This is a genomic window from Streptomyces sp. AMJ-169 (assembly GCF_055597585.1).
Window position 1 is genome coordinate 46,160 of sequence record NZ_JBVLTJ010000006.1, and the last position, 23,462, is coordinate 69,621.

Sequence of the window (23,462 nt, forward strand, 5' to 3'; positions counted from 1 at the left end):
TTCCGAAGCCGTCCCCCGGGCTGCCGCCAGGGCCGTCACCAAGGTTCTCTCCGGCGCTCTCACTGGAGCCTGGGCTCCGGCTCCTCGTCCTCTTCATCGGGCAGCTTCACATCGCTCACCGCGATGTTGACCTCGACCACTTCGAGCCCGGTCATCCGCTCGACGGCGGCGATGACGTTCTCGCGCACCGCGCGGGCGACGTCGGCGATGGAGACTCCGTAGTCGACGACGATCTCCAGGTCCAGCGCGGTCTGCACCTCGCCGACCTCCGCCTTCACCCCGCGTGTGGCCGCCTTGGAGCTGCCGGGGACCCGGTCACGGACGGCGCCGAAGGTGCGGCTGAGTCCGCTGCCCATGGCGTGCACGCCGACGACGTCCCGCGCGGCGAGGCCGGCGATCTTCTCCACCACTCCGTCGGCGATCGTCGTGCGCCCCCGGGTCGCCGGGTCGCCTCCGCCGCGCTTGGTCGCCTTGCGCACCGTCGTCCCGTCTTCGGGGACGGTGCCCGGTGTCGTGTCGGTCATCTTGTCGTACACCCTCTTCCGGTCGGCCTCCTTCGACCACCGTAAGCGCGGATACGCCCCCGCGCCCCGGGGATGCGGCAGGCTGGAGGAATGACGGCGGATCAGCAAAGGCGAAGAGCGGTACGCGATCAGCTGGGCCTCGGCCGTGTCCTGCCCCTCGGCGGCCCCCGGGACGGCTCGTGGATCGCCGAGAGCGCGGCTGTGACGGCCTTGCGGCGCGCGGTGGCCGGTCAGGTGCCCGGCACCCGTCTGGGCGCCCTGAGGCTCGCCCTGGCCGATCCGGAGCACGCCCCCGACGCCGTCGTGCCCCCTCCCGCGTCCGCGCTGCCGCCCGGCCCCCTGAGGCTGACGGCGGACTTCTCGGCGGTCCCGGCCGAACCGCTCCCGGTGCTCGCCGCCCGCCTGCGGACCGCGCTCGCGGCGGCGGCCGGGGAGACGGGGCTGATCGTGGCCGAGGTGGACCTGAGGGCGGCGGAACTGCTGGAGGAGGCGCCGGACGACCCCGTCGCCCCGCTCCCGGACCGGTCAGGGAGGGTCGACGAGGCGCTGGCCGGGGTGGAGGGGGTGCTGGCGGGGAGCGTGCGGCTGGAGGAACCCCACGCGCGCGTGGAGCCCGCCTCGCGTGCGCACCCCGCCCAGCCTCACGCCCGCGTGGAACTCACCGTCCGCGCGGACCTACCGCTCCTCGCCGTCGCCCAAGAGGCCCGCACGACCGTGTGGGAGCGGCTGCCGGGCAGGCCGACAGTCGCCGTACTGATCAGCGCGCTCGGCGCTTAAAGCGCTTCAAGTCACCTAAAGCGCTTTAAGCCCCCCGAAACCGGCCCCAGCTCTACTCCCCCACCCCCGCGATATCCCGCAACCTCCGCCCCTGAGCAGCCCTCTCCGCCGCCCGCTGTTCGTCGTAGGACCGCCCCGCCGCCCCCTGAAGCAGCGCCTTCGTCTCCACCACCGCGTCCCGGGGCGCCGCCAGCAGCGTGGCCGTCAGGTCGGACACGGCGGTGTCGAGGTCGGCCGCCGGGACGGCGAGGTTGGCGAGGCCGATGTTCACGGCCTCCTCGGCGTGGACGTACCGGCCGGTGAGGCAGATCTCGACCGCGCGGCCGTAGCCGACGAGGGACACCAGGGGGTGGGTGCCGGTGAGGTCGGGGACGAGGCCGAGGCTGGTCTCGCGCATGGCGAACTGCACGTCGTCGGCGACGACGCGCAGGTCACACGCGAGGGCCAGCTGGAAGCCGGCGCCGATGGCATGCCCCTGGACCGCAGCGACGGACACGAGGTCGCTGCGCCGCCACCAGGTGAAGCCCTCCTGGAACTCGGCGATGGCGGCGTCGAGTTCGGCGTCGCCGCTGCGCGCGAGGTCGACGAAGGACGGCTCGCCCTCGATGCCCTCAGGCGTGAGCATCTGCCGGTCGAGCCCGGCGGAGAAGGACTTGCCCTCGCCGCGCAGCACCACGACACGGACGGAGCCCGGCAGCAGCCGCCCGGCCTCGGCGAGCGTCCGCCACAGGGCGGGGCTCTGCGCGTTGCGCTTGGCCGGGTTGGTCAGCGTCACCGTGGCGAGCGCGTCTTCGACGGTGAGCCGTACGCCGTCCTTGTCCAGTACCGGGTCGAGCGAAGCCATGCGGGCGCCTCCGATGCGTGCGGTCAGCCGAGCCGTGAGCTCAAGTGACTGCACAGTAACCACCCGGTCGATCGTCACGCCGACCGGGTGGCCACCATCGAAGCCGATGGGCCGCCCGGCGTCAGGACGAAGCGGCCTTCTTGCCCCGCGTCGCCCCGCCGCGTCCACGCAGCGTGACGCCGGACTCGCTGAGCATCCGGTGGACGAAGCCATACGAGCGGCCGGTCTCTTCGGCCAGCGCCCGGATGCTCGCACCGGAGTCGTACTTTTTCTTCAGGTCTGCCGCGAGCTTGTCGCGCGCGGCGCCGGTCACCCGGCTGCCCTTCTTCAGAGTCTCGGCCACCCGTGCCTCCTCATGGGAAGTGCGCTCTGGTCCCCTCATGATCACCCCTCCGGGGCGTGATGGCCACCCATTCGGCAAGGTCCGTGGATGAGGGTTTTGACGACAGGAGCGCGTCCCCACGAACGGAATCTTTGATTCCGCTCGGCGGCGTCCGAAGGGTCGAACGACCGTTTTCACAAATGCGCAGGTCAGAGAAGCACGACGGCCGATCCCTCACCGAGCGTGTTCGGTAAAGGGATCGGCCGGAAGATCGCGAACGGACACACCTCGGTACGAGGAGATCTCACACAGATGATGGATCACCGCTAGGCCGAATGATCCATCCGCCGTGGATCACCCATTCGATCAAGCCAGGGCGACGCCGGATCAGGCCAGGGCGACGAGATCCGCGTAGTCGGCGCCCCACAGGTCCTCGACGCCGTCGGGCAGCAGGATGATCCGCTCGGGCTGGAGCGCCTCGACGGCGCCCTCGTCGTGCGTGACCAGGACGACGGCGCCCTTGTAGGTGCGCAGCGCGCCCAGGATCTCCTCGCGGCTGGCCGGGTCGAGGTTGTTGGTGGGCTCGTCGAGCAGCAGGACGTTCGCCGAGGACACGACGAGGGTCGCGAGCGCCAGGCGGGTCTTCTCGCCGCCGGAGAGCACTCCGGCCGGCTTGTCGACGTCGTCGCCCGAGAACAGGAACGAGCCGAGCGTCTTGCGGACCTCGACCAGGTCCAGGTCGGGGGCGGCGGAGCGCATGTTCTCCAGGACCGTGCGCTCCGGGTCCAGGGTCTCGTGCTCCTGCGCGTAGTAGCCGAGTTTGAGGCCGTGGCCCTCGATGACCTCGCCGGTGTCGGGCTTCTCCGCCCCGCCGAGCAGCCGCAGCAAGGTCGTCTTGCCCGCGCCGTTCAGCCCGAGGATGACGACCCGGGAGCCCTTGTCGATGGCCAGGTCGACGTCGGTGAAGATCTCCAGGGAGCCGTACGACTTCGACAGGCCCTCCGCCATCAGCGGGGTCTTGCCGCAGGGCGAGGGCTCCGGGAAGCGCAGCTTGGCGACCTTGTCGGAGACGCGGACCGCCTCCAGGCCCGACAGCAGCTTGTCCGCGCGGCGGGCCATGTTCTGCGCGGCGACCGTCTTGGTGGCCTTGGCGCGCATCTTGTCGGCCTGGGAGTGCAGCGCAGCGGCCTTCTTCTCGGCGTTGGCGCGCTCGCGCTTGCGGCGCTTCTCGTCGGCCTCGCGCTGCTGCTGGTAGAGCTTCCAGCCCATGTTGTAGACGTCGATCTGGGCGCGGTTGGCGTCCAGGTAGAACACCTTGTTGACGACTGTCTCGACCAGGTCGACGTCGTGGGAGATCACGATGAAGCCGCCGCGGTAGGTCTTCAGATAGTCGCGCAGCCAGATGATCGAGTCGGCGTCGAGGTGGTTCGTCGGCTCGTCGAGCAGGAGCGTGTCGGCGTCCGAGAACAGGATGCGGGCCAGCTCGATACGGCGGCGCTGGCCGCCGGAGAGGGTGTGCAGGGGCTGGCCCAGCACCCGGTCGGGCAGGTTCAGCGCGGCGGCGATGGTGGCGGCCTCGGCCTCGGCGGCGTACCCGCCCTTGGTGAGGAACTCGGTCTCCTGGCGCTCGTACTGGCGCATCGCCTTGTCGCGCGTGGCGCCGCTGCCGTTGGCGATGCGCTGTTCGTTCTCGCGCATCTTGCGCAGCAGGACGTCGAGCCCGCGCGCGGAGAGGACGCGGTCGCGGGCGAGGACGTCGAGGTCGCCCGTGCGCGGGTCCTGGGGGAGGTAGCCGACCTCGCCGGAGCGGGTCACCTGGCCGCCGGCGGGCATGCCCTCGCCGGCGAGGACCTTCGTCAGGGTCGTCTTGCCGGCGCCGTTGCGGCCGACCAGGCCGATGCGGTCGCCCTTGGCGACGCGGAAGGTGGCGTTTTCGATGAGGACGCGGGCACCGGCGCGCAGCTCGATACCGGAGGCGGAGATCACGGTCAGACTCCAGGGCGTGAAGGGTGGACGGACGGGCGGTGGGGACGGTCCGGCCGTCTAATGCGCGAGGAGAATGGCCATGGACCCCATTCTAACGGGGGAGCGCAAGCGGTTTTGCTGAGTCGCGACGGAGGCTTTCGGCCGCCCTCCGGGGTGCCGTCGTACGCCCCTCCCCCGCGCGCGGGGGACGATGTGCGCATGCAGTTCGACGACGATGCCCAGCTGGACACCTCCGAGGTCCAGGACGAACGCGGGAGCCGTATTCCGGGGGGTGGGATGGCTGTGGGCGGCGGGGTGGTCGGCCTCGTCGTCCTCCTGGTGGCGCTGTTCCTCGGGGTGGGCCCCGAGCAGCTCGGTCTCTCCTCCGGCAGTGACGGCCCGGTGGCCACCCCGACCTCGCTCGGGCAGGTCCAGCAGACGTGCCGCACCGGGAAGGACGCCAACACCAAGGACGACTGCCGGATGGTCGCGGTCGTCAACAGCGTGCAGGACTACTGGCGGCAGGAGTTCGCGCGGCGCGGCATGGCGTACTCCGCGTCGACGACGAAGCTCTTCAGCGCGCGCGTGAACACCGCGTGCGGGGCGGCGACCTCGGCGGTCGGCCCGTTCTACTGCCCCGGGGACCACATGGTCTATCTCGACCTCGGCTTCTTCGACGAGCTGCGGACCAAGTTCGGCGCGAGCGGGGGCCCCTTCGCGCAGGCGTACGTCGTCGCCCATGAGTACGGCCACCACGTCCAGAACCTGCTGGGCACCCTGGGCCGCTCCCAGGACGGGCGCACCGGGGCGGACAGCAACGCCGTGAAGGTCGAGCTCCAGGCCGACTGCTACGCGGGCGTGTGGACGAAGCACGCGACGACGGCCGCCTACCGCTCGACCGGCCGCCCGCTGCTGACCAGCCTCACGGACACCGACATCGCCGACGGCCTCGACGCGGCGGCGGCCGTCGGCGACGACCGGATCCAGGAGCGCTTCCAGGGCCGGGTGACCCCGGAGTCCTGGACCCACGGGTCGGCGGCGCAGCGCCAGCAGTGGTTCCGGACGGGCTACCAGAGTGGCGACATGGACCGCTGCGACACGTTCCGCTGAGCCGCCCGCTTCCGCCGAGGAGAGCCCCGCCCCCTTCCGGGAGGCATTGTCAGTGGCTGGTGCAAGACTGGGCAGCAGGTGACATTTCCGGCGGCGGGGCTGTTCGAGAGGCGAGGGAGTGAGCGGGATGGCGAGTGGGAGTCCGAGTCTGTGTCCGACGTTGCTGTACGCCGACGCGAAGGCGGCGATCCGGCAGCTGACCGAGGGTTTCGGCTTCGTGGAGCTGACGGTGTACGAGGGCGAGGGCGGCGCCGTCCTGCACGCGGAGCTGGCGCACGGCAACGGGGTGGTGATGCTCGGCTCGAAGGGGCGCGGCGGGCTGTTCGACTCGGCGATGAAGGGCGCGGGCCCGGTCGGCGTGTACGTCGTGGTGGACGACGTGGACGCGCATCACGCGCGCGCGGTCGACCAGGGCGTGGAGATCCTGATGCCGCCGACGGACCAGGAGTACGGCTCACGCGACTACATGGCCCGCGATCTCGAGGGCAATGTGTGGAGCTTCGGGACGTACGCGCCGGAGATACAGGGATAGCCCTCGCGAGCCGCCCGCCCTCGCGAGGCGCCCTCCATAAGGCGCTCTCCGCGAGCCGCCCCCGCAGGACCACCCCCGCAAGGCGACCGCCAGGGGGCGGCTGCCCGCCCCCTCCGCAGGCGTCAGCTGCCCCCGGTGTGCACCTGGAACGCGGCGCGCCGGACGGCCTTGGCGAGGGCCGGGTCCGGATGGGCGGCGGCGAGGGCGACGAGGACCTGGACGGTCCGGGGATGCCCGACCGCGCGGACCTCGGCGAGCAGCGCGGGGACGGTCGGCTGGAGCGCGGACTCCAGGTGACGCACGAGCATCGGCGCCTCACCGTGGTCGGCGACGGCGGCGGCGGTGTCGACCCACAGCCAGGTCGCCTCTTCCCGGGTGAGCACTTCGTGGGCGTCCTCCGGATCGACCCCGTCGTGCTCGGCGAGCCAGAGCAGCGCGTACGGCCGCAGCGCCGCCTCCTCGACGACGGCCCGTACGTCGGGCTCGGCCGGGGCGCCGACGACGCGCAGCGCCTCGAAGGCGAGGCCGCGCAGCAGGGCGTCCTCGCCCCGGGCGGCGCCCAGCAGTTCGGTGACCGCGCTGCCGACGGGGCGGGCGGCGAGCCAGGCGCGGTACTCGGCGCGGGCGGCGTTGGGCCGCAGCTGGGCGCAGCCGCGCAGCATCCCCTCGGCGGCCTGCTCGATGTTCCCGGCGGGGCTCTGGGCGGCGACGCAGATCTGCTCCAGCTTCACCCAGGTCGCCCAGCTGCCGAGCGGGGTGAGGGTGGCCTGTCCGGTGCCGCAGGTGAGGGCGCCGACGGAGGCCAGCGCGTGCAGGGCCCAGTCGAGCAAGGGCGCGAGTTCGACTTCCTGCACGGGCTCGGCGGGGGCCGGCGCCGGCAGGGGCGCGCTGTCGGTGTCGTAGGGGACCTCGCAGCGTTCCGTGCGCAGTTCGGTGACGCGCTGGCCGAGGAGGTCGAGGAGCTGTTCGACGGGCACGGGGCCGGCGGAGAGCTGGAGGAAGGAGAGGACCTGAGGCATGGCCGAGACGACTTCGGCGACGGCCCCGGCGTGCTCGCCGTCCGGTTCGGGGGTGGCGAGGGACCAGGCGTCGAAGAGGGCCACCCAGCCGCGCAGCACGGCGCTGTCGTCGCGGTCCCAGGCGCGCAGCCGCCAGCCGGGGCGGGCGCTGTCGCCGTGCACCTCGATGAGTCCGGCCAGCCGGGCGGTGTCCCAGTCGGCGCGGACGCGGTCGGGGGTCAGGCCCAGGTCGGTCGCGGCGCGTTCGGCGCTGGCGGCGGAGAGGGTGGCCTTGCCGTCGGCGGTCGCGGCGTCCTTGCCGGGGCCGAGGGCGCTGTCCGCCCAGCGGGCCACCTTGGCGGCGGCGGCCAGGCCCGAGCGAGCCATTCTGGCCAGCTCCGCCGGGGCCGGGGTGCCCTCCGGGGGGCGGGGCGCGGGGCGGCGCGGGCGCCGCTGGTTCACAGCTGAGGGGGCGGCGGCCAGGGGTCGCGGGCGGACGAGTCGAAGCCTGGAGTCGCGCGGGATACGGGACGTCACGGGTGCAGTCTTCCGGTTGACGGTCCGAAAACCCAAACGGAATGTCACGGCGGGCTACGGGAATGGCCAATGCACGGGTGGCCGGGCGGCCCCGCACCCCGCCCGACAGGCCTAAACGGAACCCTTCCCGCCGGAACCCGGGCCGGACGCGGGCCCTTGGGCGGCACGGGCCCGCCGGTCAGGGCCGTTGCCGCGCGGGGGCGGCGCGGCGCGGTGCGCGCGAGCCGGCGGACGGGGGTGGCCGAAAGGCGCGGGGCGGCGGTGACGCGCGGGAGATTGGAGGAAACGGGACTTGACGCGGGCCGTGTCGAGGGTCACATCAACGGCACCCCCGTCTCACATCAACGGCGTGAGAAACCTCCGCAGCGTCTCCTCGTACGCCGCCGGATCGACGTTCCACATCGCGTTGTGCGGTGCGCCCCTGACCTCGTGGAGGGTGGTCTGGGTGGGCCGCAGGGCGGTGAGGTACTGGGAGAGTTCCCAGGGGGCGACGGTGTCGTCGGGGCCGTGGAAGATCAGGGTCGGTACGGTCAACTGGCCTGCCAGTTCGGCCAGTTGGGACTTCGCGTCCGGCTGGTCGCCGTTGCGGTCGAGGCGGGCCTGGGCCGCGCGGACCGCGAGCGGCAGCAGCGCGCCCGGGGTGTGCCGGGCCCCGGCGAGGGTGCGCAGCGCGGCCTGCCAGTCCAGCACCGGCGAGTCGAGGACGAGCCCGGAGATCCGCTCGCGCAGCCCGGAGTGGGCGGCGGCGCGCAGGGCCATGGCGGCGCCGGTCGACCAGCCCAGCAGGACGACACGGCCCGCGCCGTGCCCGACGGCGTACCGGATCGCCGCGTCGAGGTCGCGCCACTCCGTCGTCCCGAGGTGACCCCGGCCGTCCGGCGACGGGGGCGCGCCGGCGTCGCCCCGGTAGGCGGGGATCAGGACCGGGAAGCGGCGGCGGTGCAGGAAGCCCAGGACGTTCAGGGCGTGTTCGCGGGTCGTGCCGAGGCCGTGCACCGCGATCACCCAGGTGAGCCGGGCCCCGGGGACGTACCAGGCGGGCAGCGTGCCGAGTTCCCCCGGGATCCCGACGTCGATGTGGTCGATCCCGAGCGCCCCGGCCGGCGTCCCGACGTGCAGCCCCGGCGTGAGCCGCACGGCCGTGCCGGGCCCGAGGGCACCTTCGGTGACCCGTTCGAGGCGGCGTACGACGGTGTCGGCGGCGTGCGGGGCGTTCGGCAGCACCGGTCCGCACACCGCGTGCACCCCGGCGCCGGACAGCCCGTACGTCCCGGGGCGCAGCGCGGCGAGCGCGCGGGTCAGCGTGACCTGGCCGGCCGCCGTCCCGTGCACGGTGAGTCTGGGTTCCGTGGGCAGCGGTCCGCCGGACGCCGCCTTCAGCGCGGCGTCCCCGGCCATCCGGCCCACGGCCACGCTCGCCGCCCCGGCGGCCACTACTGCGGAGACGGCCACGGCCGCCGCTTTGACAGTGCGCACGTCCCCAGTGTCCGGGGCGGAGGCGGGGGCGGCCAGTGGTGGAGAGGGCGGGGTGCGGCAGTCGGGGTACCGGGACGGCACTGGGGGCGCGGGATCGTATACGAGCGGGGCCTGGCTGGGAGGGGCGTATCTCACTCCCCCCGCTGCCCATACCCCCTCAGCTTCTCCCCCGCCTCCTTCACCTGCCCCTCCGTGAGCAAGGTCGGCCGCAGCCCCGGTACCGAGGACGCCGTCAGCCAAAGACGCGACATCCACTCCAGCTGGGCCGTGTCCGTGAAGGCGCGTTCCAGGGTCGGGGCGTAGGTCAGGGTGCCGTGGTTGCGCAGGAGGCAGGCCGTGCGGTCGGTCAGGGCGTCCTTGATGTGCTCGGCGAGCTGTTCGGTGCCGTAGGTGGCGTACGGGGCGACCCGGACCGCTCCGCCGAGGGCGCCGGACATGTAGTGGATCAGGGGGAGTTCGTCGACGAGGGTCGAGACGGCGGTGGCGTGGACGGAGTGGGTGTGGACGACCGCGCCGGCGTCGGTGGTGCGGTAGACGGTGAGGTGCATCGGGAGTTCGCTGGTCGGCTCCAGGACGCCCAGCACCTGCCGCCCGGCGAGGTCGACGCCCGTGACGTCGTCGGGGCCGAGGCGGTCGTAGGGGACTCCTGACGGAGTCACCAGGACGGTGTCGCCGACGCGCACCGAGACGTTGCCGGAGGTGCCGACGACCAGGCCGTCGGTGACCGTGCGGCGGGCGGTGGCGATGAGGGTTTCCCAGGCGGCGCACTCCGCCGGGCCGGGGCGGCGTTCCTTCGGTTTCTCCATGACCGGCTCCTACCCATCGGGGTGACCGGAATCTCTTTCCCGGACCCCTAGGGAACGGCGGCGCGGGCGCCCCTAGGGGACTTCCCGGAGAGCAAGTCTTAACGACACTCCGACGCCCGCCTCAGTTCACCTTCCGTTCATCCAGGTTACCTACCTTCGTCCAGCCAATGACATCAAAAGATTGCCTGGGTAAATGGAAAGCTTCTCGCTGATCCTCGCGATCGTGGTCGTGACCGCGCTCGCGTTCGATTTCACGAACGGTTTCCACGACACCGCCAACGCGATGGCCACGACCATCTCGACCGGCGCGCTCAAGCCCAAGGTCGCGGTGGCCATGTCCGCCGTGCTCAACCTTGTGGGAGCTTTCCTCTCCGTGGAGGTCGCCAACACGATCTCCAAGGGGCTCGTCGACGAAAGCGGTATCCGCCCCGAGGTCATCTTCGCCGCCCTGGTCGGCGCGATCCTCTGGAACCTGCTGACCTGGCTGGTCGGCCTGCCCTCCAGCTCCTCGCACGCCCTGATGGGCGGTCTGATCGGCGCCACCATCGCCTCCGCCGGCACCGGCGCGGTCCATGGCGACGTCCTGGTCACGAAGGTGCTGATCCCGGCGGTCGCCGCCCCGATCGTCGCGGGCGTCGCCGCGCTGCTGGCGACGCGGCTGTCGTACACCCTGAACAAGAAGGCCGAGGGGAAGGCCGCCGAGAAGGGGTACCGGTTCGGGCAGATCGCGTCCGCCGGGCTCGTCTCGCTGGCGCACGGGACCAACGACGCGCAGAAGACGATGGGCATCATCACCCTCGCGCTGATCGCCGGCGGCTCCCTCGCCCCCGACTCGGACCCGCCCACCTGGGTCATCCTCTCCGCGGGCCTCGCGATCGCGCTCGGCACCTACCTCGGCGGCTGGCGGATCATCCGGACGATGGGCAAGGGGCTCACCGACCTCCGGCCGCAGCAGGGCTTCGCCGCCCAGACGTCCGCCGCGACCGTCATCCTGGCCTCCTCCCACCTGGGCTTCTCCCTCTCCACCACGCACGCCGTCTCCGGTTCCGTGATGGGCGCGGGGCTCGGCCGCAAGGGCGGGGTCGTGCGCTGGTCGACCGCGACCCGCATGTTCGTCGCCTGGGGGCTGACGCTGCCGGCCGCCGCGCTGGTCGGCGCGCTCGCCGAGTCCGTCACCGATCTGGGTGACTGGGGCACGGCCGCCGTCGCCGTCTTCCTCATCGCCTCCAGCGCCGCCATCTGGAAGCTGTCCCGGCGCGAGGTCGTCGACCACACCAACGTCAACGGCACCGAGAGCACCGACGACGGCCTGGACGAGCTGAAGGTCGTCATCCCCGCCCCGGCCGCGCCCGCCGACCAGGCCGCCGCCCCCACCGCCACTCCCCCGGCCGCCGCGCTCTGAGCGCGAAGGACTGAAGGACTCCCTCCATGAAGATCGACTGGTCCGCCCTCGGCTCCGTCTTCGGCGTCAGCCTCGTCGTCACCGTGGGCATCGTGGCCCTGTTCACCCTCGGCGTCATGGGCCTGTCCCGGCACGAGCGGGCCCAGGCCGGCGGCGGCTCCGCGGCGCTCGCGGTGAGCGGCGCCTACGTCTGCTTCGCGGCCTGCCTCGCGGCGGTGGCGTACGGCATCAATCTGATCGTCGCCTGAGCCTTCAAACCTCCTCCCGAACCCCGCACGGCGCCGCCCGTGTGGGGTTCTGCACACTCCGCTCCCGCAGGTCAACAGCGAGTTGACGGCCCTTCGCGGCCCGTGGTGGACTGCCGGGGCCAGCTTCGGCGGCTCAGGAGGAAGGCCGGTGCGAATCCGGCGCGGTCCCGCCACTGTGACCGGGGTAGTCATCCCCGGGAGCCAGGAACTCCCACCGCCGGTCTCGTCGAACCAGGGCGTGGACACCCTGAGTGAGGACATACCGCCATGCACGGCCGCCCGCCGAGGTCCCGACGCCCCCTGCCCGCCCCCGCGGCCGGCTGACCCGGTGGGTGCCGACCGCACGTACGCGTACGGCGCCGCCGCCGGCCTCCTCGGCGACCTCCTCCTCGGCGACCCGCGCCGCGGACACCCGGTCGCCGCGTTCGGCCGCGCCGCGAGCGCCGTGGAGCAGGCCCTCTGGCACGACCACCGCGGCTGGGGCGCCCTGCACACCACCGTCTGCGCGGGCGGAGCCGTGGCTCTGGGCGCCGCCTCAGCCGCCCTGGTACGCCGCTCCCCCGCCGCCTCCCTCCTGCTGACCGGCGCCGCCACCTGGGCCGTCGTCGGCGGGACCTCGCTCGCCCGCGAGGCCCGGCACATCGGGCGCGCCCTGGCGGCCGGGGACGTCGAGGCGGCGCGGGAGCGGCTGCCGCACCTGTGCGGGCGCGACCCGCAGGCGCTGGACGCGGACGGCATCGCCCGCGCGGTCGTCGAGTCGGTCGCGGAGAACACGTCGGACGCCGTCGTCGGGGCGCTGGTGTGGGGCGGGGTGGCCGGGGTGCCGGGGCTGCTCGGGTTCCGGGCCGTCAACACGCTGGACGCGATGGTCGGGCACAAGTCGCCGCGCCACCGCCGCTACGGGTGGGCGTCCGCGCGTCTCGACGACGTCGCCGGGTGGCCGGGGGCGCGGCTGACGGCCGTGCTCGCGTGCGCCGCCGGGGACGATCCCCGGGGGGCCGTGCGGGCGTGGCGTGCGGATTCGCGCAGGCATCCGAGCCCGAACGCCGGTCCTGTGGAGGCGTCGTTCGCGGGCGCGCTCGGGGTGCGGCTGGGCGGGACGCTGTCGTACGCCGGGCGGGTCGAGCACCGGCCGGTGCTGAACGGGGGCGGGCGGGCGGTGGGCGTGGGCGACATCGAGCGGGCCGTGCGGCTGTCGCGGCGGGTGAGCTGGCTGGCGCTCGGGGCGACCGTCGCCGGGCGGGTCGCCGGGAAGCGGGTCCTGCGGGATTTCAAGCGCTTTAAAACTGTGAAGGGGCGGGCCGTATGAGCGGGGGGCTGCTGGTCGCCGGGACCACGTCCGACGCCGGGAAGAGCGTCGTCACGGCCGGGATCTGCCGGTGGCTGGTCCGGCAGGGGGTGAAGGTCGCGCCGTTCAAGGCGCAGAACATGTCGCTGAACTCCTTCGTGACCCGGGAGGGCGCGGAGATCGGGCGGGCGCAGGCCATGCAGGCGCAGGCGTGCCGCATCGAGCCGACGGCGCTGATGAACCCCGTGCTGCTGAAGCCGGGCGGCGAGCAGAGCAGCCAGGTCGTCCTGCTGGGCAAGCCGGTCGGTGAGATGGACGCCCGGCGCTATCACGGCGGGCGCCAGCGGCAGCTGCTCGCGACCGTCCTCGACTGCCTGGCTCAGCTGCGGTCCGAGTACGACGCCGTGATCTGCGAGGGCGCCGGATCGCCGGCCGAGATCAATCTGCGGCGCACCGACATCGTCAACATGGGCATCGCGCGCAACGCCGGGCTGCCGGTGCTGGTGGTCGGGGACATCGACCGGGGCGGGGTGTTCGCCTCCTTCTTCGGGACGGTCGCGCTGCTGTCGCCCGAGGACCAGGCGCTGGTCGCCGGGTTCCTGGTGAACAAGTTCCGGGGCGATGTGTCGCTGCTGGAGCCGGGCCTTGAGATGCTGCGCGGGCTGACCGGGCGGGCGTCGTACGGGGTGCTGCCGCTGCGGGCCGGGCTCGGGATCGACGAGGAGGACGGCATGGCCGTGTCCCTGCGGGGCGCGGTGCGTGAGTCGTCCGCGGCGGCGCCGGTCGGGGACGAGGTGCTGCGGGTCGCCGTGTGCGCGGTGCCGCTGATGTCGAACTTCACGGACGTGGACGCGCTGGCCGCCGAACCCGGTGTGGTGGTGCGGTTCGTGGACCGGCCCGAGGAGCTGGCCGACGCGGACCTGGTCGTCGTGCCCGGCACCCGGGGGACGGTGAAGGCGCTCGGGTGGCTCCGGGAGCGGGGGCTCGCGACCGCCTTGGAACGCCGGGCTGTCGACGGACAGCCCGTGCTCGGGATCTGCGGCGGCTACCAGTTGCTGGGTGAGCTGATCGAGGACGACGTCGAGTCGCGGGCCGGGCTCGTCGACGGGCTCGGGCTGCTGCCCGTGCGGGTGCGGTTCGCCCGCGAGAAGACTTTGACCCGGCCGGTGGGCGAGGCCCTCGGGGAGCGGGTCGAGGGGTACGAGATCCATCACGGGGTCGCCTCCGTCCATGGGGGCGAAGCGTTCATCTCTGATGACAAAGGACACAGCCTGGACGGGTGCCGGGTCGGCGCCGTCTGGGGTACGCACTGGCACGGTTCGCTGGAGTCGGACGGGTTCCGGCGGGCCTTCCTGCGGGAGGTGGCGGCCACCGCGGGCCGCCGCTTCACGCCTGCCGACGACACCTCCTTCGCCGAACTGCGCGAGCGGCAGCTCGACCTGCTCGGCGACCTGATCGAACAGCACGCGGACACCGACGCGCTCTGGCGGCTCATCGAGTCCGGAGCGCCGCAAGGACTGCCTTTCATCCCCCCAGGAGCGCCCGCATGAGCACAGTGTTGTTGTTGTCGACCGCGGACACGGATCTGCTGGCGGCCCGGGCCTCCGGCGCGCCGTATCTGATCGGGAACCCGTCGCGGGTGGACGTCGCCGGGGAGCTGCCGGCGCTGATCGCGCGCGCCGACATCGCCGTCGTACGGCTGCTCGGCGGGAAGCGGGCCTGGGAGGACGGGCTCACGGCGCTCAAGGCGGCCGGGATCCCCACCGTGCTGCTGGGCGGCGAGAGTGTGCCGGACGCGGAGCTGATGGCCGAGTCGTCGGTGCCGGCCGGGGTGGTCGCGGAGGCGCTGCGGTATCTCGTCGAGGGCGGGTCGGCGAACCTGGTCGAGCTGGCCCGGTTCCTCTCCGACACCGTGCTGCTGACCGGTGAGGGGTTCGTCGAGCCGGTGAAGATGCCGGAGTTCGGCGTCCATGGTGCGCGTGAGTTCATCGAGGGCCGGCCGACCGTCGGCGTCCTCTTCTACCGGGCGCACGAGCTGAGCGGGAACACCGCCTTCGTCGACACGCTGTGCGACGCGATCGAGGCGCGGGGCGCCAACGCCCTTGCCGTGTACTGCGGTTCGCTGCGCGGCGCGGACGCCGCTCTGTTCGAGATCCTGGGCCGCACCGACACCCTGGTCGCGACCGTCCTCGCGGCCGGCGGCACGCACGCCTCGCAGGCGTCGGCCGGCGGCGACGAGGAGGCGTGGGACATCGGCGCCCTCGCCGAACTCGATATCCCTGTGCTGCAAGGGCTTTGCCTGACGTCGTCGCGGGCGGCGTGGGACGGCTCCGACGCCGCGCTGTCGCCGATGGACGCGGCGATGCAGGTCGCGATCCCGGAGTTCGACGGGCGCATCATCACCGTCCCGTTCTCCTTCAAGGAGCAGGGCCCGGACGACGTCCCCGTGTACGTCGCCGACCCCGAGCGGGCCGGCCGGGTCGCCGGAATCGCCGTGCGGCACGCGAAGTTGAGGCACAAGCCGAACGCGGAGAAGAAGGTCGCGCTGGTCTTCACCGCCTATCCGACGAAGCACTCCCGGGTCGGCAACGCGGTCGGCCTGGACACGCCCGCCTCCGCCGTGCGGGTCCTGGACGCGCTGCGGGACGCCGGGTACGGGGTCAGCCAATACCCGTCCGAGGGCGACGAGTTGATCCACCGGCTGATCGAGGCCGGCGGTCACGACGTGGAGTGGCTGACCGAGGAGCAGCTGGCCTCGGCGCCCGCGCGGGTGCCGCTCGCCGACTACCAGGCGTGGTTCGGGAAGCTGGACCCGGAGCTGCGGGACGCGATGACCGAGGCGTGGGGCGAGCCGCCGGGTTCGCTGTACGTCGACGGGGACGAGATCGTCCTGGCCTCCCTCCAGTTCGGGAACGTCGTCGTGATGATCCAGCCGCCGCGCGGCTTCGGGGAGAACCCGATCGCGATCTACCACGACCCGGACATGCCGCCGTCGCACCACTACATGGCCGCCTACAGGTGGCTGGAGAACTCGTTCGGCGCGGACGCGATCGTCCACATGGGCAAGCACGGCACGATGGAGTGGCTGCCGGGCAAGGGCCTCGGTCTGAGCGGGAGTTGTGCGCCGGACGCGGTGCTGGGGGATCTGCCGCTGATCTACCCGTTCATCGTCAACGACCCCGGCGAGGGCACGCAGGCCAAGCGGCGCGGGCACGCCACGGTCGTCGACCACCTGGTGCCGCCGATGGCCCGCGCGGACACCTACGGCGACCTCGCGAAGCTGGAGCAACTCCTCGACGAGTACGCCCTGGTGAGCGATCTCGACCCGGTGAAGGCGCCGGCCGTGCGGGCGCAGATCTGGACGCTGGTGAAGGCCGCCGAGCTCCATCACGACCTGCATGTCGACGAGCAGCCGGACGACGGCGACTTCGACGAGTTCGTCATGCACATCGACGGCTATCTGTGCGAGATCAAGGACGTGCAGATCCGCGACGGGCTGCACATCCTCGGCGGCGGGCCGGTCGACGAGGCCCGGGTGAACCTGGTGCTGGCCGTGCTGCGCGCGTCCCAGGTGTGGGGCGGGCAGGCCAACGCGCTGCCCGGGCTGCGGGCCGCGTTCGCCGCTCATTTCGGGCTGGTGGAGAAGGAGTTGCTGGCCGAGCCGGGGGCCGCGCTGAAGGTACCGGCGGAGCTGAGCGAGCGGGTGGAGGGTCCGGCGCGGACCGCCGCCGACGCGATCGATCTGCTGGAGCAGCTGTGCCGGCGGGTGGCGCTCGGCATGGAGTCGTCCGGCTGGTCCGTCTCGGCGGTGCCGGCGCTCGTGCGTGAGGTGCTGGGCACCGAACTCCCGGACGCCGTCGCCGTGTTGGAGTTCGCGTGCGACGAGGTCGTGCCGCGGCTCGCGCGGACGACGGACGAGATCGGGCACATCTTGCGGGCGCTGGACGGGGGTTACGTACCCGCCGGTCCCTCCGGCTCCCCCACGCGCGGTCTGGTCAACGTCCTGCCGACCGGCCGCAACTTCTACTCCGTCGACCCCAAGGCCATTCCGTCCAGGCTGAGTTGGGAGGTCGGGCAGTCGCTGGCGGACTCGCTCGTGCAGCGGTATCTGGCCGACACCGGTGAGTACCCGAAGTCCGTCGGGCTGACGGTGTGGGGCACCTCCGCGATGCGGACCCAGGGTGACGACATCGCCGAGATCCTCGCCCTCCTGGGCTGCCGTCCGGTGTGGGACGACGCCTCGCGCCGGGTGACCGGTTTCGAGGTCGTCCCCCTGGAGGAGCTGGGGCGCCCGCGCATCGACGTGACGGTCCGTATCTCCGGCTTCTTCCGGGACGCGTTCCCGCACGTCGTGGGGCTCATCGACGACGCCGTCCGCGCGGTCGCGGAGCTGGACGAGCCCGCGTCGGGGAACTATGTGCGCGCGCACGCCGACGAGGACATGGCCGAGCACGGCGACCGGCGCCGGGCCACGGCCCGTATCTTCGGCTCCAAGCCCGGGGCGTACGGCGCCGGTCTGCTGCCGCTGATCGACGCGCGCAACTGGCGCTCGGACGCGGATCTCGCCGAGGTGTACGCGGTGTGGGGCGGTTACGCGTACGGGCGGGGGCTCGACGGGCGGGCGGCCCGGGGGGACATGGAGACGGCGTTCAAGCGGATCGCGGTGGCCGCGAAGAACGTGGACACGCGCGAGCACGACCTGGTCGACGCCGACGACTACTTCCAGTACCACGGCGGCATGGTCGCGATGGTCCGCCACCTGACGGGGGCCAACCCCGAGGCGTACGTGGGCGATTCGGCGACCCCGGACCAGGTGAAGACCCGCACCCTGGGCGAGGAGACACACCGCGTGTTCCGCGCCCGCGTGGTCAACCCGCGCTGGATGGCGGCGATGCGGCGGCACGGGTACAAGGGCGCTTTCGAGATGGCCGCGACGGTGGACTACCTGTTCGGGTACGACGCGACGGCGGGCGTGGTCGACGACTGGATGTACGAGAAGCTGAGCGCGGAGTACGTGTTCTCGCCAGAGAACCAAGATTTCATGCGGAAGTCCAACCCGTGGGCGCTGCGCGGGATCACCGAGCGGCTGCTGGAGGCGGCGGAGCGCGGGCTGTGGGCCGAGCCGGACGCGGAGACGCTGGAGCGGCTGCGGGCCACCTATCTGGAGCTTGAGGGCGACTTGGAGGGCGACCAGTGAGTACTCCGTTTCCGTTCACCGCTGTTGTCGGGCAGGACGATCTGCGGCTCGCGTTGTTGTTGAACGCCGTGTCGCCCGCTGTGGGCGGCGTGCTGGTGCGGGGGGAGAAGGGGACCGCCAAGTCGACTGCCGTGCGGGCGCTTTCGGCGTTGTTGCCGGAGGTTTCCGTGGTCGCCGGGTGCCGGTTCTCCTGTGACCCCGCCGCTCCCGATCCGGCCTGTCCCGACGGGCCGCACGAGGCCGGCGGGGATACCCGACGGGCCGCCCGTATGGTCGAGTTGCCCGTGGGCGCCTCCGAGGACCGGCTGGTCGGCGCGCTCGACATCGAGCGGGCCCTCGCCGAAGGCGTCAAGGCCTTCGAACCCGGCCTGCTGGCCGACGCGCACCGCGGGATCCTGTACGTCGACGAGGTCAACCTGCTCCACGACCACCTCGTCGACCTCCTCCTCGACGCCGCCGCCATGGGCGCGTCCTACGTCGAGCGGGAAGGCGTGTCCGTGCGGCACGCCGCGCGGTTCCTGCTCGTCGGGACCATGAACCCCGAAGAGGGCGAACTGCGCCCGCAGTTGCTCGACCGGTTCGGGCTCACCGTCGAGGTCGCCGCCTCCCGGGAACCCGATCAGCGGGTCGAGGTCGTGCGGCGCCGGCTCGCCTACGACGACAACCCGGCCGAGTTCGTGGCGCGTTGGGCCGACGAGGAAGCCGCCGTCCGGCAACGGATCGTCGCCGCGCGGAAGTTGCTGCCGTCGGTGCGGCTCGGGGACGGCGCGCTGCGGCAGATCGCCGCGACCTGCGCGGCGTTCGAGGTCGACGGGATGCGCGCCGACATCGTGATGGCCCGCACCGCGACCGCGCTCGCCGCGTGGGCGGGGCGGACCGAGGTGCTGGCGGAGGACGTCCGGCAGGCCGCGCTGCTGGCGCTGCCGCACCGCCGCAGGCGAAATCCCTTTGACGCGCCGGGACTTGACGAGGACAAGCTCGACGAGACGTTGGAGGAGTTCGCCGGGGACTCCGGTGAGGGGGACGACGATCCGGACGGGCCCGGGGGCGGCGGGGGGCAGCCTTCGCCGCAGGACGGTGACTCCGGTGACGGGGGCGCCGGGGCGCGGCCCGAGGCCGGGGACGGCGGGCCCGAGGTGCCCGGCGGATCCTCCGGCGAGCAGTCCGCCGTCCGCGCCGCCGAGCCGTTTCGCGCGAAGGTGCTGAGCGTGCCGGGGGTCGGCGAGGGGGCCGCCGGGCGGCGGTCCCGGGCGCGGGCCGAGCGGGGGCGTACGACCGGGTCGCGGCGGCCTCAAGGGGCCCTGACCAAGCTGCACCTGGCGGCCACTGTCCAGGCCGCCGCGCCGCATCAGCGGGCCCGGGGGCGGGCCGGGCGCGGGCTGGTCGTGCGGCGGGACGATCTGCGGCAGGCCGTGCGGGAGGGGCGGGAGGGGAACCTCGTGCTGTTCGTCGTCGACGCCTCCGGGTCGATGGCGGCGCGGCAGCGGATGAGCGCCGTCAAGGGGGCGGTGCTGTCGCTGCTGCTGGACGCCTATCAGCGGCGGGACAAGGTGGGGCTGGTGACGTTCCGGGGGTCCGCCGGGGAGGTCGCGCTGCCGCCGACCTCGTCCGTCGACGCCGCCGCCGTCCGGCTGGAGTCGCTGCCGACCGGGGGGCGTACGCCGCTGGCCGCCGGGCTGCTGAAGGCGCATGAGGTGCTGCGTGTCGAGCGGTTGCGGGATCCGGCCCGGCGGGCGCTGGTCGTGGTGGTGACCGACGGGCGGGCGACCGGGGGGCCCGAGCCGGTCGCTCTCGCCGGGCGGGCGGCCCGGCTGTTCGCCGCCGAGGGGATCGCCTCCGTCGTCGTGGACTGCGAGTCCGGTCCGGTGCGGCTGGGGCTGGCCCGGGAGCTGGCCGGGGAGCTCGGGGGGACCGCCGTGACGCTCGACGAACTGCGGGCCGAATCCATCGCCGGATTGGTCAAGGACGTACAGAGGAGGGCCGCGTAATGCCTCAGGGACAGCCGAGTGTCGTACCCGAAGACGGTCTGACGACCCGGCAGCGGCGTAATCGGCCGCTTGTCGTCGTGCATACCGGGGTCGGTAAAGGGAAATCGACCGCCGCTTTCGGGCTTGCTCTTCGGGCCTGGAATCAGGGGTGGCCGATCGGGGTTTTCCAGTTCGTGAAGTCGGCGAAGTGGAAGGTCGGGGAGGAAAGGGCGCTGCGGGTGCTCGGGGATTCCGGCGAGGGGGGCCGCGTCGACTGGCACAAGATGGGTGAGGGGTGGTCCTGGGTGCAGCGGGACGCCCAGATGGACAACGAGGAGAAGGCCCGCGAGGGGTGGGAGCAGGTCAAGCGGGATCTCGCCGCCGAGACGTATCAGCTGTACGTGCTCGACGAGTTCGCCTATCCCCTGCACTGGGGGTGGATCGACACCGACGAGGTGATTTCCGTGCTGCGGGACCGGCCGGGGCAGCAGCATGTCGTCATCACCGGGCGGAACGCTCCTGAGAAGCTGGTCGACTTCGCGGATCTCGTCACCGACATGTCGAAGGTGAAGCATCCTATGGATGCCGGGCAGAAGGGGCAGAGGGGGATCGAGTGGTGAGTTCCGTTCCTCGGCTGGTCATTGCCGCGCCCTCTTCGGGGAGCGGGAAGACCACCGTTGCCACGGGGTTGATGGGGGCGTTCGCCGCGCGCGGGCTTTCGGTCTCTCCGCACAAGGTGGGGCCCGATTACATCGATCCCGGGTATCACTCGCTCGCCGCCGGGCGGGTGGGGCGGAATCTCGATTCTTATCTGTGCCGGCCCGATCTGATCGGGCCGTTGTTCTCCCATGGCGCCGACGGGTGTGACATCGCCATCGTCGAAGGGGTCATGGGGTTGTTCGACGGGGCTGCCGGGGAAGGGGAGTTGGGGTCCACCGCGCAGGTCGCCAAGCTTTTGCGGGCGCCTGTCGTGCTGGTGGTCGACGCCTCTTCGCAGTCCCGGTCCGTCGCCGCGCTCGTCCACGGGTTCGTTTCCTGGGACAGCGGGGTGCGGATCGGCGGGGTGATTCTCAACAAGGTCGCCTCCGACCGGCATGAGGAATTGCTGCGGGAGGCTCTGGAAGGGGCCGGGGTTCCCGTGCTGGGGGTTTTGCGGCGCGTTCCTCAAGTGGATACGCCGTCCCGGCATTTGGGGCTGGTGCCGGTCGGGGAGCGGCGGGGGGCGGCGGCGGAGGCTGTCGCGGCTATGGCGGCTCAGGTGGAGGCGGGGTGCGACCTTGAGGCGTTGATGCGGGTGGCTAAGGGAGCTGGGGAGGTGGGGGGTGCGGCTTGGTCTGCGACCACCGCTCTGGATTGTCCCCAGCCGCCGGAAATGCCACGCCCCCTCGTCGCCCTCGCCTCCGGACCCGCCTTCACCTTCTCCTACGCCGAGCATTCCGAACTGCTCACCGCCGCCGGTGCCGAGGTCGTCTCCTTTGATCCGTTGCGGGATGAGGAGCTGCCTCCCGGCACTTCCGGGTTGGTCATCGGCGGAGGGTTTCCTGAGGTTTATGCCTCCGAGCTGGGGGACAACTCCCCGCTTCGGAAAGCCGTTTCCTCGTTCGTCGAGCGTGGTGGAGCCGTCGCCGCCGAATGCGCCGGGCTGCTTTATCTCTGCCGGGAACTCGACGGCATTCCCATGTGCGGTGTCTTCGACGCCTCCGCGCGGATGACCGAGCGGCTGACTCTCGGATACCGGGACGCCGTCGCCGTCAGTGAGAGTGTGCTCGCCGTGCCGGGTACGCGGATGCGCGGGCACGAGTTCCACCGGACCGTTGTCGAGCCGGGCGCCGGTACCGCGCCCGCCTGGGGGTTCAGGGGGGCGCCCCAGCGGGTCGAGGGGTTTACGGCGCGTAATGTACACGCGAGTTATTTGCATACGCACTGGGCGAGTGAGCCGGGTGTGGTGCGTCGGTTCGTCGAGAGGTGCCGGACGTCATGAGCAGCAGGCTGGTCGGGGTCGGGGTGGGTCCCGGGGACCCGGAGCTGGTGACCGTGAAGGGCGTCAACGCGCTGCGGGACGCCGATGTCGTCGTCGTACCCGTCATGGACACCGGGGAGCGGGGGCGGGCGGAGGCGACCGTTCTGCATTACGTCCCCGAGGACAAGGTCGTACGGGTCGTGTTCGCGCTGAACGAGCGGTCGGACCGGGGGCGGCGGGAGGCTGCTTGGGATGCCGCCGGGCAGCGGGTCGCCGAGTTGCTGGGCGATCATTCTTCCGTCGCGTTCGCGACCATCGGGGACCCCAACGTGTACTCGACCTTCACCTACCTCGCGCAGACCATCGCCGAGCTGCTTCCCGGCACGGAGGTCGAGACGGTTCCCGGGATCACCGCCATGCAGGATCTCGCCGCCCGGTCGGGGGCCGTGCTGACCGAGGGGACCGAGCCGCTGACGCTGGTGCCGGTCACCGCCGGGTCCGCCGTGCTGAAGGAGGCGCTGGCCGGGCCGGGGACGGTGGTGGCGTACAAGTTCGGGCGGCAGGCGCAGGAGGTGCTGGCCGCGCTGCGGGAGAGCGGGCGGGTGGAGGGGGCCGTGTGGGGGGCGGCGCTGGGTCTTGAGGGGGAGGACATCCGCGGCGCCGCCGAGCTGGACGGGTCCCCGTTGCCGTATCTCTCCACGCTGATCGCGCCCGCGCGGCGGGACGGCGGCCGGGGTGGAAAGTTGTGATCTCCCGGGAGGGGTCACGCCGTCAGGCCCACCACCAGCCAGATGAACGCCGCCCCGGCGATCGTGCACAGCACCGTCGAGCGGGCCGGGTGGTCGTGGTGGGCCTCGGGGAGGATCTCGGCGGCGGCCAGGTAGAGCAGGGCGCCGCCGAAGAAGCCGAGATAGCCGCCGAGCAGTTGCTCCGGGATGGTGAAGAGGGTCGTGGAGGCCGCGCCGAGGACGGGGGCCGCCGCGTCCGCGACGAGCATCGTGACGGCCTTGCGGCGCGCGTTCCCGTACAGGCTGGTGATCGTGTAGGTGTTGAAGCCGTCCGCGAAGTCGTGGGCGATGACGGCGAGCGCCACGGCCGTGCCCATGCCGCCGCCGACCTGGAAGGCCGCGCCGATCGCGACGCCGTCCATGGCGCTGTGGCCGACCATCGCGGCGGCGGCCGTCAGGCCCACCTCGGGGGCCCGGCCGTCGGTCTCCGGTGCGCCGTGCGCGGCCTGGCGCACCGCGAGCAGGCGTTCCACCAGGTGGGCCGCGAGGAAGCCGGCGACGAAGAGCAGCAGGGCGGCCGGGACTCCGTAGACCTCGTGGCCGACCGCGTCGAGGGCCTCGGGCAGCAGGTCGAGGCCGACGACGCCGAGCATCAGGCCGCCGGCCAGGCCCAGGACGAGATGGCGGCGGTCGGTCACGCGCTGTGCCGTCCAGCCGCCGGCCAGCGTCATCAGGAACGCGCCGAGCGCGACGAGGACCGCCATGAGGTCTTCGTATCCGA

General features: G+C 72.5%; 20 protein-coding genes and 1 riboswitch. Of the genes, 12 read left to right on the top strand and 8 right to left on the bottom strand.

Features of this window, described 5'->3' with window-relative positions:
* Positions 1-59: 59 nt before the first annotated feature.
* Complete coding sequence (locus ACYUD3_RS16255) at positions 60-524, bottom strand: Asp23/Gls24 family envelope stress response protein (RefSeq protein WP_470969973.1); 465 nt, start codon at positions 522-524, stop codon at positions 60-62.
* Between the two features lie 90 nt (positions 525-614).
* On the opposite strand from ACYUD3_RS16255, the gene ACYUD3_RS16260 reads away from it, so the two are divergent.
* Positions 615-1,301 (top strand): nucleopolyhedrovirus P10 family protein, encoded by a 687-nt coding sequence (locus ACYUD3_RS16260; protein ID WP_470969976.1) that lies wholly within the window; start codon positions 615-617, stop codon positions 1,299-1,301.
* A gap of 52 nt (positions 1,302-1,353) precedes the next feature.
* On the opposite strand, the gene ACYUD3_RS16265 is transcribed toward ACYUD3_RS16260, so the two are convergent.
* The 3 genes from ACYUD3_RS16265 to ACYUD3_RS16275 all read right to left on the bottom strand — a co-directional run bounded on the left by ACYUD3_RS16265 (position 1,354) and on the right by ACYUD3_RS16275 (position 4,453).
* Entirely contained in the window at positions 1,354-2,145 is a 792-nt protein-coding gene (locus ACYUD3_RS16265) for an enoyl-CoA hydratase/isomerase family protein (protein ID WP_470969979.1), read from the bottom strand.
* A gap of 121 nt (positions 2,146-2,266) precedes the next feature.
* Entirely contained in the window at positions 2,267-2,488 is a 222-nt protein-coding gene (locus tag ACYUD3_RS16270; RefSeq protein WP_004002281.1) for a helix-turn-helix domain-containing protein, read from the bottom strand.
* Positions 2,489-2,854: 366 nt separating this feature from the next.
* Positions 2,855-4,453, bottom strand: a complete 1,599-nt coding sequence (locus ACYUD3_RS16275) for an ABC-F family ATP-binding cassette domain-containing protein (protein WP_470969981.1) — start codon at positions 4,451-4,453, stop codon at positions 2,855-2,857.
* Between the two features lie 198 nt (positions 4,454-4,651).
* Between ACYUD3_RS16275 and ypfJ the strand changes: the two genes are divergently transcribed.
* Together ypfJ and ACYUD3_RS16285 are read left to right on the top strand one after the other, a co-directional pair.
* On the top strand, positions 4,652-5,542 hold the full coding sequence (gene ypfJ / locus ACYUD3_RS16280; RefSeq protein WP_470969984.1) for a KPN_02809 family neutral zinc metallopeptidase: 891 nt from the start codon (positions 4,652-4,654) through the stop codon (positions 5,540-5,542).
* A 127-nt stretch (positions 5,543-5,669) separates the two neighbouring features.
* Positions 5,670-6,074, top strand: coding sequence for a VOC family protein (locus ACYUD3_RS16285; RefSeq protein WP_470969987.1), 405 nt, complete (start codon positions 5,670-5,672; stop codon positions 6,072-6,074).
* A gap of 122 nt (positions 6,075-6,196) precedes the next feature.
* Here the strand turns inward: ACYUD3_RS16285 and ACYUD3_RS16290 are convergent, their stop codons facing one another.
* From ACYUD3_RS16290 to ACYUD3_RS16300, 3 genes are all read right to left on the bottom strand, one after another.
* Positions 6,197-7,609 (bottom strand): hypothetical protein, encoded by a 1,413-nt coding sequence (locus ACYUD3_RS16290; protein WP_470969989.1) that lies wholly within the window; start codon positions 7,607-7,609, stop codon positions 6,197-6,199.
* Between the two features lie 336 nt (positions 7,610-7,945).
* Positions 7,946-9,085 carry an alpha/beta hydrolase gene (locus ACYUD3_RS16295; protein ID WP_470969992.1) on the bottom strand — a complete coding sequence of 380 codons (1,140 nt, stop codon included), beginning with the start codon at positions 9,083-9,085 and terminating at the stop codon, positions 7,946-7,948.
* Between the two features lie 131 nt (positions 9,086-9,216).
* Entirely contained in the window at positions 9,217-9,891 is a 675-nt protein-coding gene (locus ACYUD3_RS16300) for a class II aldolase/adducin family protein (RefSeq protein WP_470969994.1), read from the bottom strand.
* Positions 9,892-10,084: 193 nt separating this feature from the next.
* On the opposite strand from ACYUD3_RS16300, the gene ACYUD3_RS16305 reads away from it, so the two are divergent.
* From ACYUD3_RS16305 to cobI, 9 genes are all read left to right on the top strand, one after another.
* Positions 10,085-11,293, top strand: coding sequence for an inorganic phosphate transporter (locus tag ACYUD3_RS16305; RefSeq protein ID WP_470969997.1), 1,209 nt, complete (start codon positions 10,085-10,087; stop codon positions 11,291-11,293).
* 26 nt (positions 11,294-11,319) lie between these two features.
* Positions 11,320-11,541: a hypothetical protein gene (locus ACYUD3_RS16310; RefSeq protein ID WP_470970000.1), complete on the top strand. Its 222-nt coding sequence runs from the start codon at positions 11,320-11,322 to the stop codon at positions 11,539-11,541.
* 89 nt (positions 11,542-11,630) lie between these two features.
* Positions 11,631-11,771: riboswitch (cobalamin riboswitch) on the top strand.
* Positions 11,772-11,869: 98 nt separating this feature from the next.
* Positions 11,870-12,850, top strand: a complete 981-nt coding sequence (locus tag ACYUD3_RS16315; RefSeq protein WP_470970002.1) for a cobalamin biosynthesis protein — start codon at positions 11,870-11,872, stop codon at positions 12,848-12,850.
* The gene (locus ACYUD3_RS16320) at positions 12,847-14,379 is read left to right on the top strand and encodes a cobyric acid synthase (protein WP_470970005.1); all 1,533 of its coding nucleotides are present in this window, start codon (positions 12,847-12,849) and stop codon (positions 14,377-14,379) included. The genes ACYUD3_RS16315 and ACYUD3_RS16320 overlap by 4 nt, the downstream gene beginning before the upstream one ends.
* Entirely contained in the window at positions 14,376-18,026 is a 3,651-nt protein-coding gene (gene cobN / locus ACYUD3_RS16325; protein ID WP_470970008.1) for a cobaltochelatase subunit CobN, read from the top strand. The genes ACYUD3_RS16320 and cobN overlap by 4 nt, the downstream gene beginning before the upstream one ends.
* Positions 18,023-20,014 carry a putative cobaltochelatase gene (locus ACYUD3_RS16330; protein ID WP_470970011.1) on the top strand — a complete coding sequence of 664 codons (1,992 nt, stop codon included), beginning with the start codon at positions 18,023-18,025 and terminating at the stop codon, positions 20,012-20,014. Before cobN ends, ACYUD3_RS16330 begins: the two co-directional genes overlap by 4 nt.
* A complete protein-coding gene (gene cobO / locus ACYUD3_RS16335) occupies positions 20,014-20,613 on the top strand; it encodes a cob(I)yrinic acid a,c-diamide adenosyltransferase (protein WP_470970014.1) in 600 nt (199 codons plus the stop codon). The genes ACYUD3_RS16330 and cobO overlap by 1 nt, the downstream gene beginning before the upstream one ends.
* Positions 20,607-21,974 (top strand): cobyrinate a,c-diamide synthase, encoded by a 1,368-nt coding sequence (locus ACYUD3_RS16340; RefSeq protein WP_470970017.1) that lies wholly within the window; start codon positions 20,607-20,609, stop codon positions 21,972-21,974. Before cobO ends, ACYUD3_RS16340 begins: the two co-directional genes overlap by 7 nt.
* Positions 21,971-22,702, top strand: a complete 732-nt coding sequence (cobI, locus tag ACYUD3_RS16345) for a precorrin-2 C(20)-methyltransferase (RefSeq protein ID WP_470970020.1) — start codon at positions 21,971-21,973, stop codon at positions 22,700-22,702. Before ACYUD3_RS16340 ends, cobI begins: the two co-directional genes overlap by 4 nt.
* 14 nt (positions 22,703-22,716) lie before the next feature.
* Here the strand turns inward: cobI and ACYUD3_RS16350 are convergent, their stop codons facing one another.
* Positions 22,717-23,445 carry a ZIP family metal transporter gene (locus ACYUD3_RS16350; protein ID WP_470970023.1) on the bottom strand — a complete coding sequence of 243 codons (729 nt, stop codon included), beginning with the start codon at positions 23,443-23,445 and terminating at the stop codon, positions 22,717-22,719.
* Between the last annotated feature and the right edge of the window lie 17 nt (positions 23,446-23,462).

Bases quoted from the DNA above. Each gene is read 5' to 3' on its own strand.
- ACYUD3_RS16255 (WP_470969973.1), bottom strand. From the start codon at position 524: ATGACCGACACGACACCGGGCACCGTCCCCGAAGACGGGACGACGGTG.
- ACYUD3_RS16260 (WP_470969976.1), top strand. From the start codon at position 615: ATGACGGCGGATCAGCAAAGGCGAAGAGCGGTACGCGATCAGCTGGGC.
- ACYUD3_RS16265 (WP_470969979.1), bottom strand. From the start codon at position 2,145: ATGGCTTCGCTCGACCCGGTACTGGACAAGGACGGCGTACGGCTCACC.
- ypfJ (WP_470969984.1), top strand. From the start codon at position 4,652: ATGCAGTTCGACGACGATGCCCAGCTGGACACCTCCGAGGTCCAGGAC.
- ACYUD3_RS16285 (WP_470969987.1), top strand. From the start codon at position 5,670: ATGGCGAGTGGGAGTCCGAGTCTGTGTCCGACGTTGCTGTACGCCGAC.
- ACYUD3_RS16300 (WP_470969994.1), bottom strand. From the start codon at position 9,891: ATGGAGAAACCGAAGGAACGCCGCCCCGGCCCGGCGGAGTGCGCCGCC.
- ACYUD3_RS16305 (WP_470969997.1), top strand. From the start codon at position 10,085: ATGGAAAGCTTCTCGCTGATCCTCGCGATCGTGGTCGTGACCGCGCTC.
- ACYUD3_RS16310 (WP_470970000.1), top strand. From the start codon at position 11,320: ATGAAGATCGACTGGTCCGCCCTCGGCTCCGTCTTCGGCGTCAGCCTC.
- ACYUD3_RS16320 (WP_470970005.1), top strand. From the start codon at position 12,847: ATGAGCGGGGGGCTGCTGGTCGCCGGGACCACGTCCGACGCCGGGAAG.
- cobN (WP_470970008.1), top strand. From the start codon at position 14,376: ATGAGCACAGTGTTGTTGTTGTCGACCGCGGACACGGATCTGCTGGCG.
- cobO (WP_470970014.1), top strand. From the start codon at position 20,014: ATGCCTCAGGGACAGCCGAGTGTCGTACCCGAAGACGGTCTGACGACC.
- cobI (WP_470970020.1), top strand. From the start codon at position 21,971: ATGAGCAGCAGGCTGGTCGGGGTCGGGGTGGGTCCCGGGGACCCGGAG.
- ACYUD3_RS16350 (WP_470970023.1), bottom strand. From the start codon at position 23,445: ATGGCGGTCCTCGTCGCGCTCGGCGCGTTCCTGATGACGCTGGCCGGC.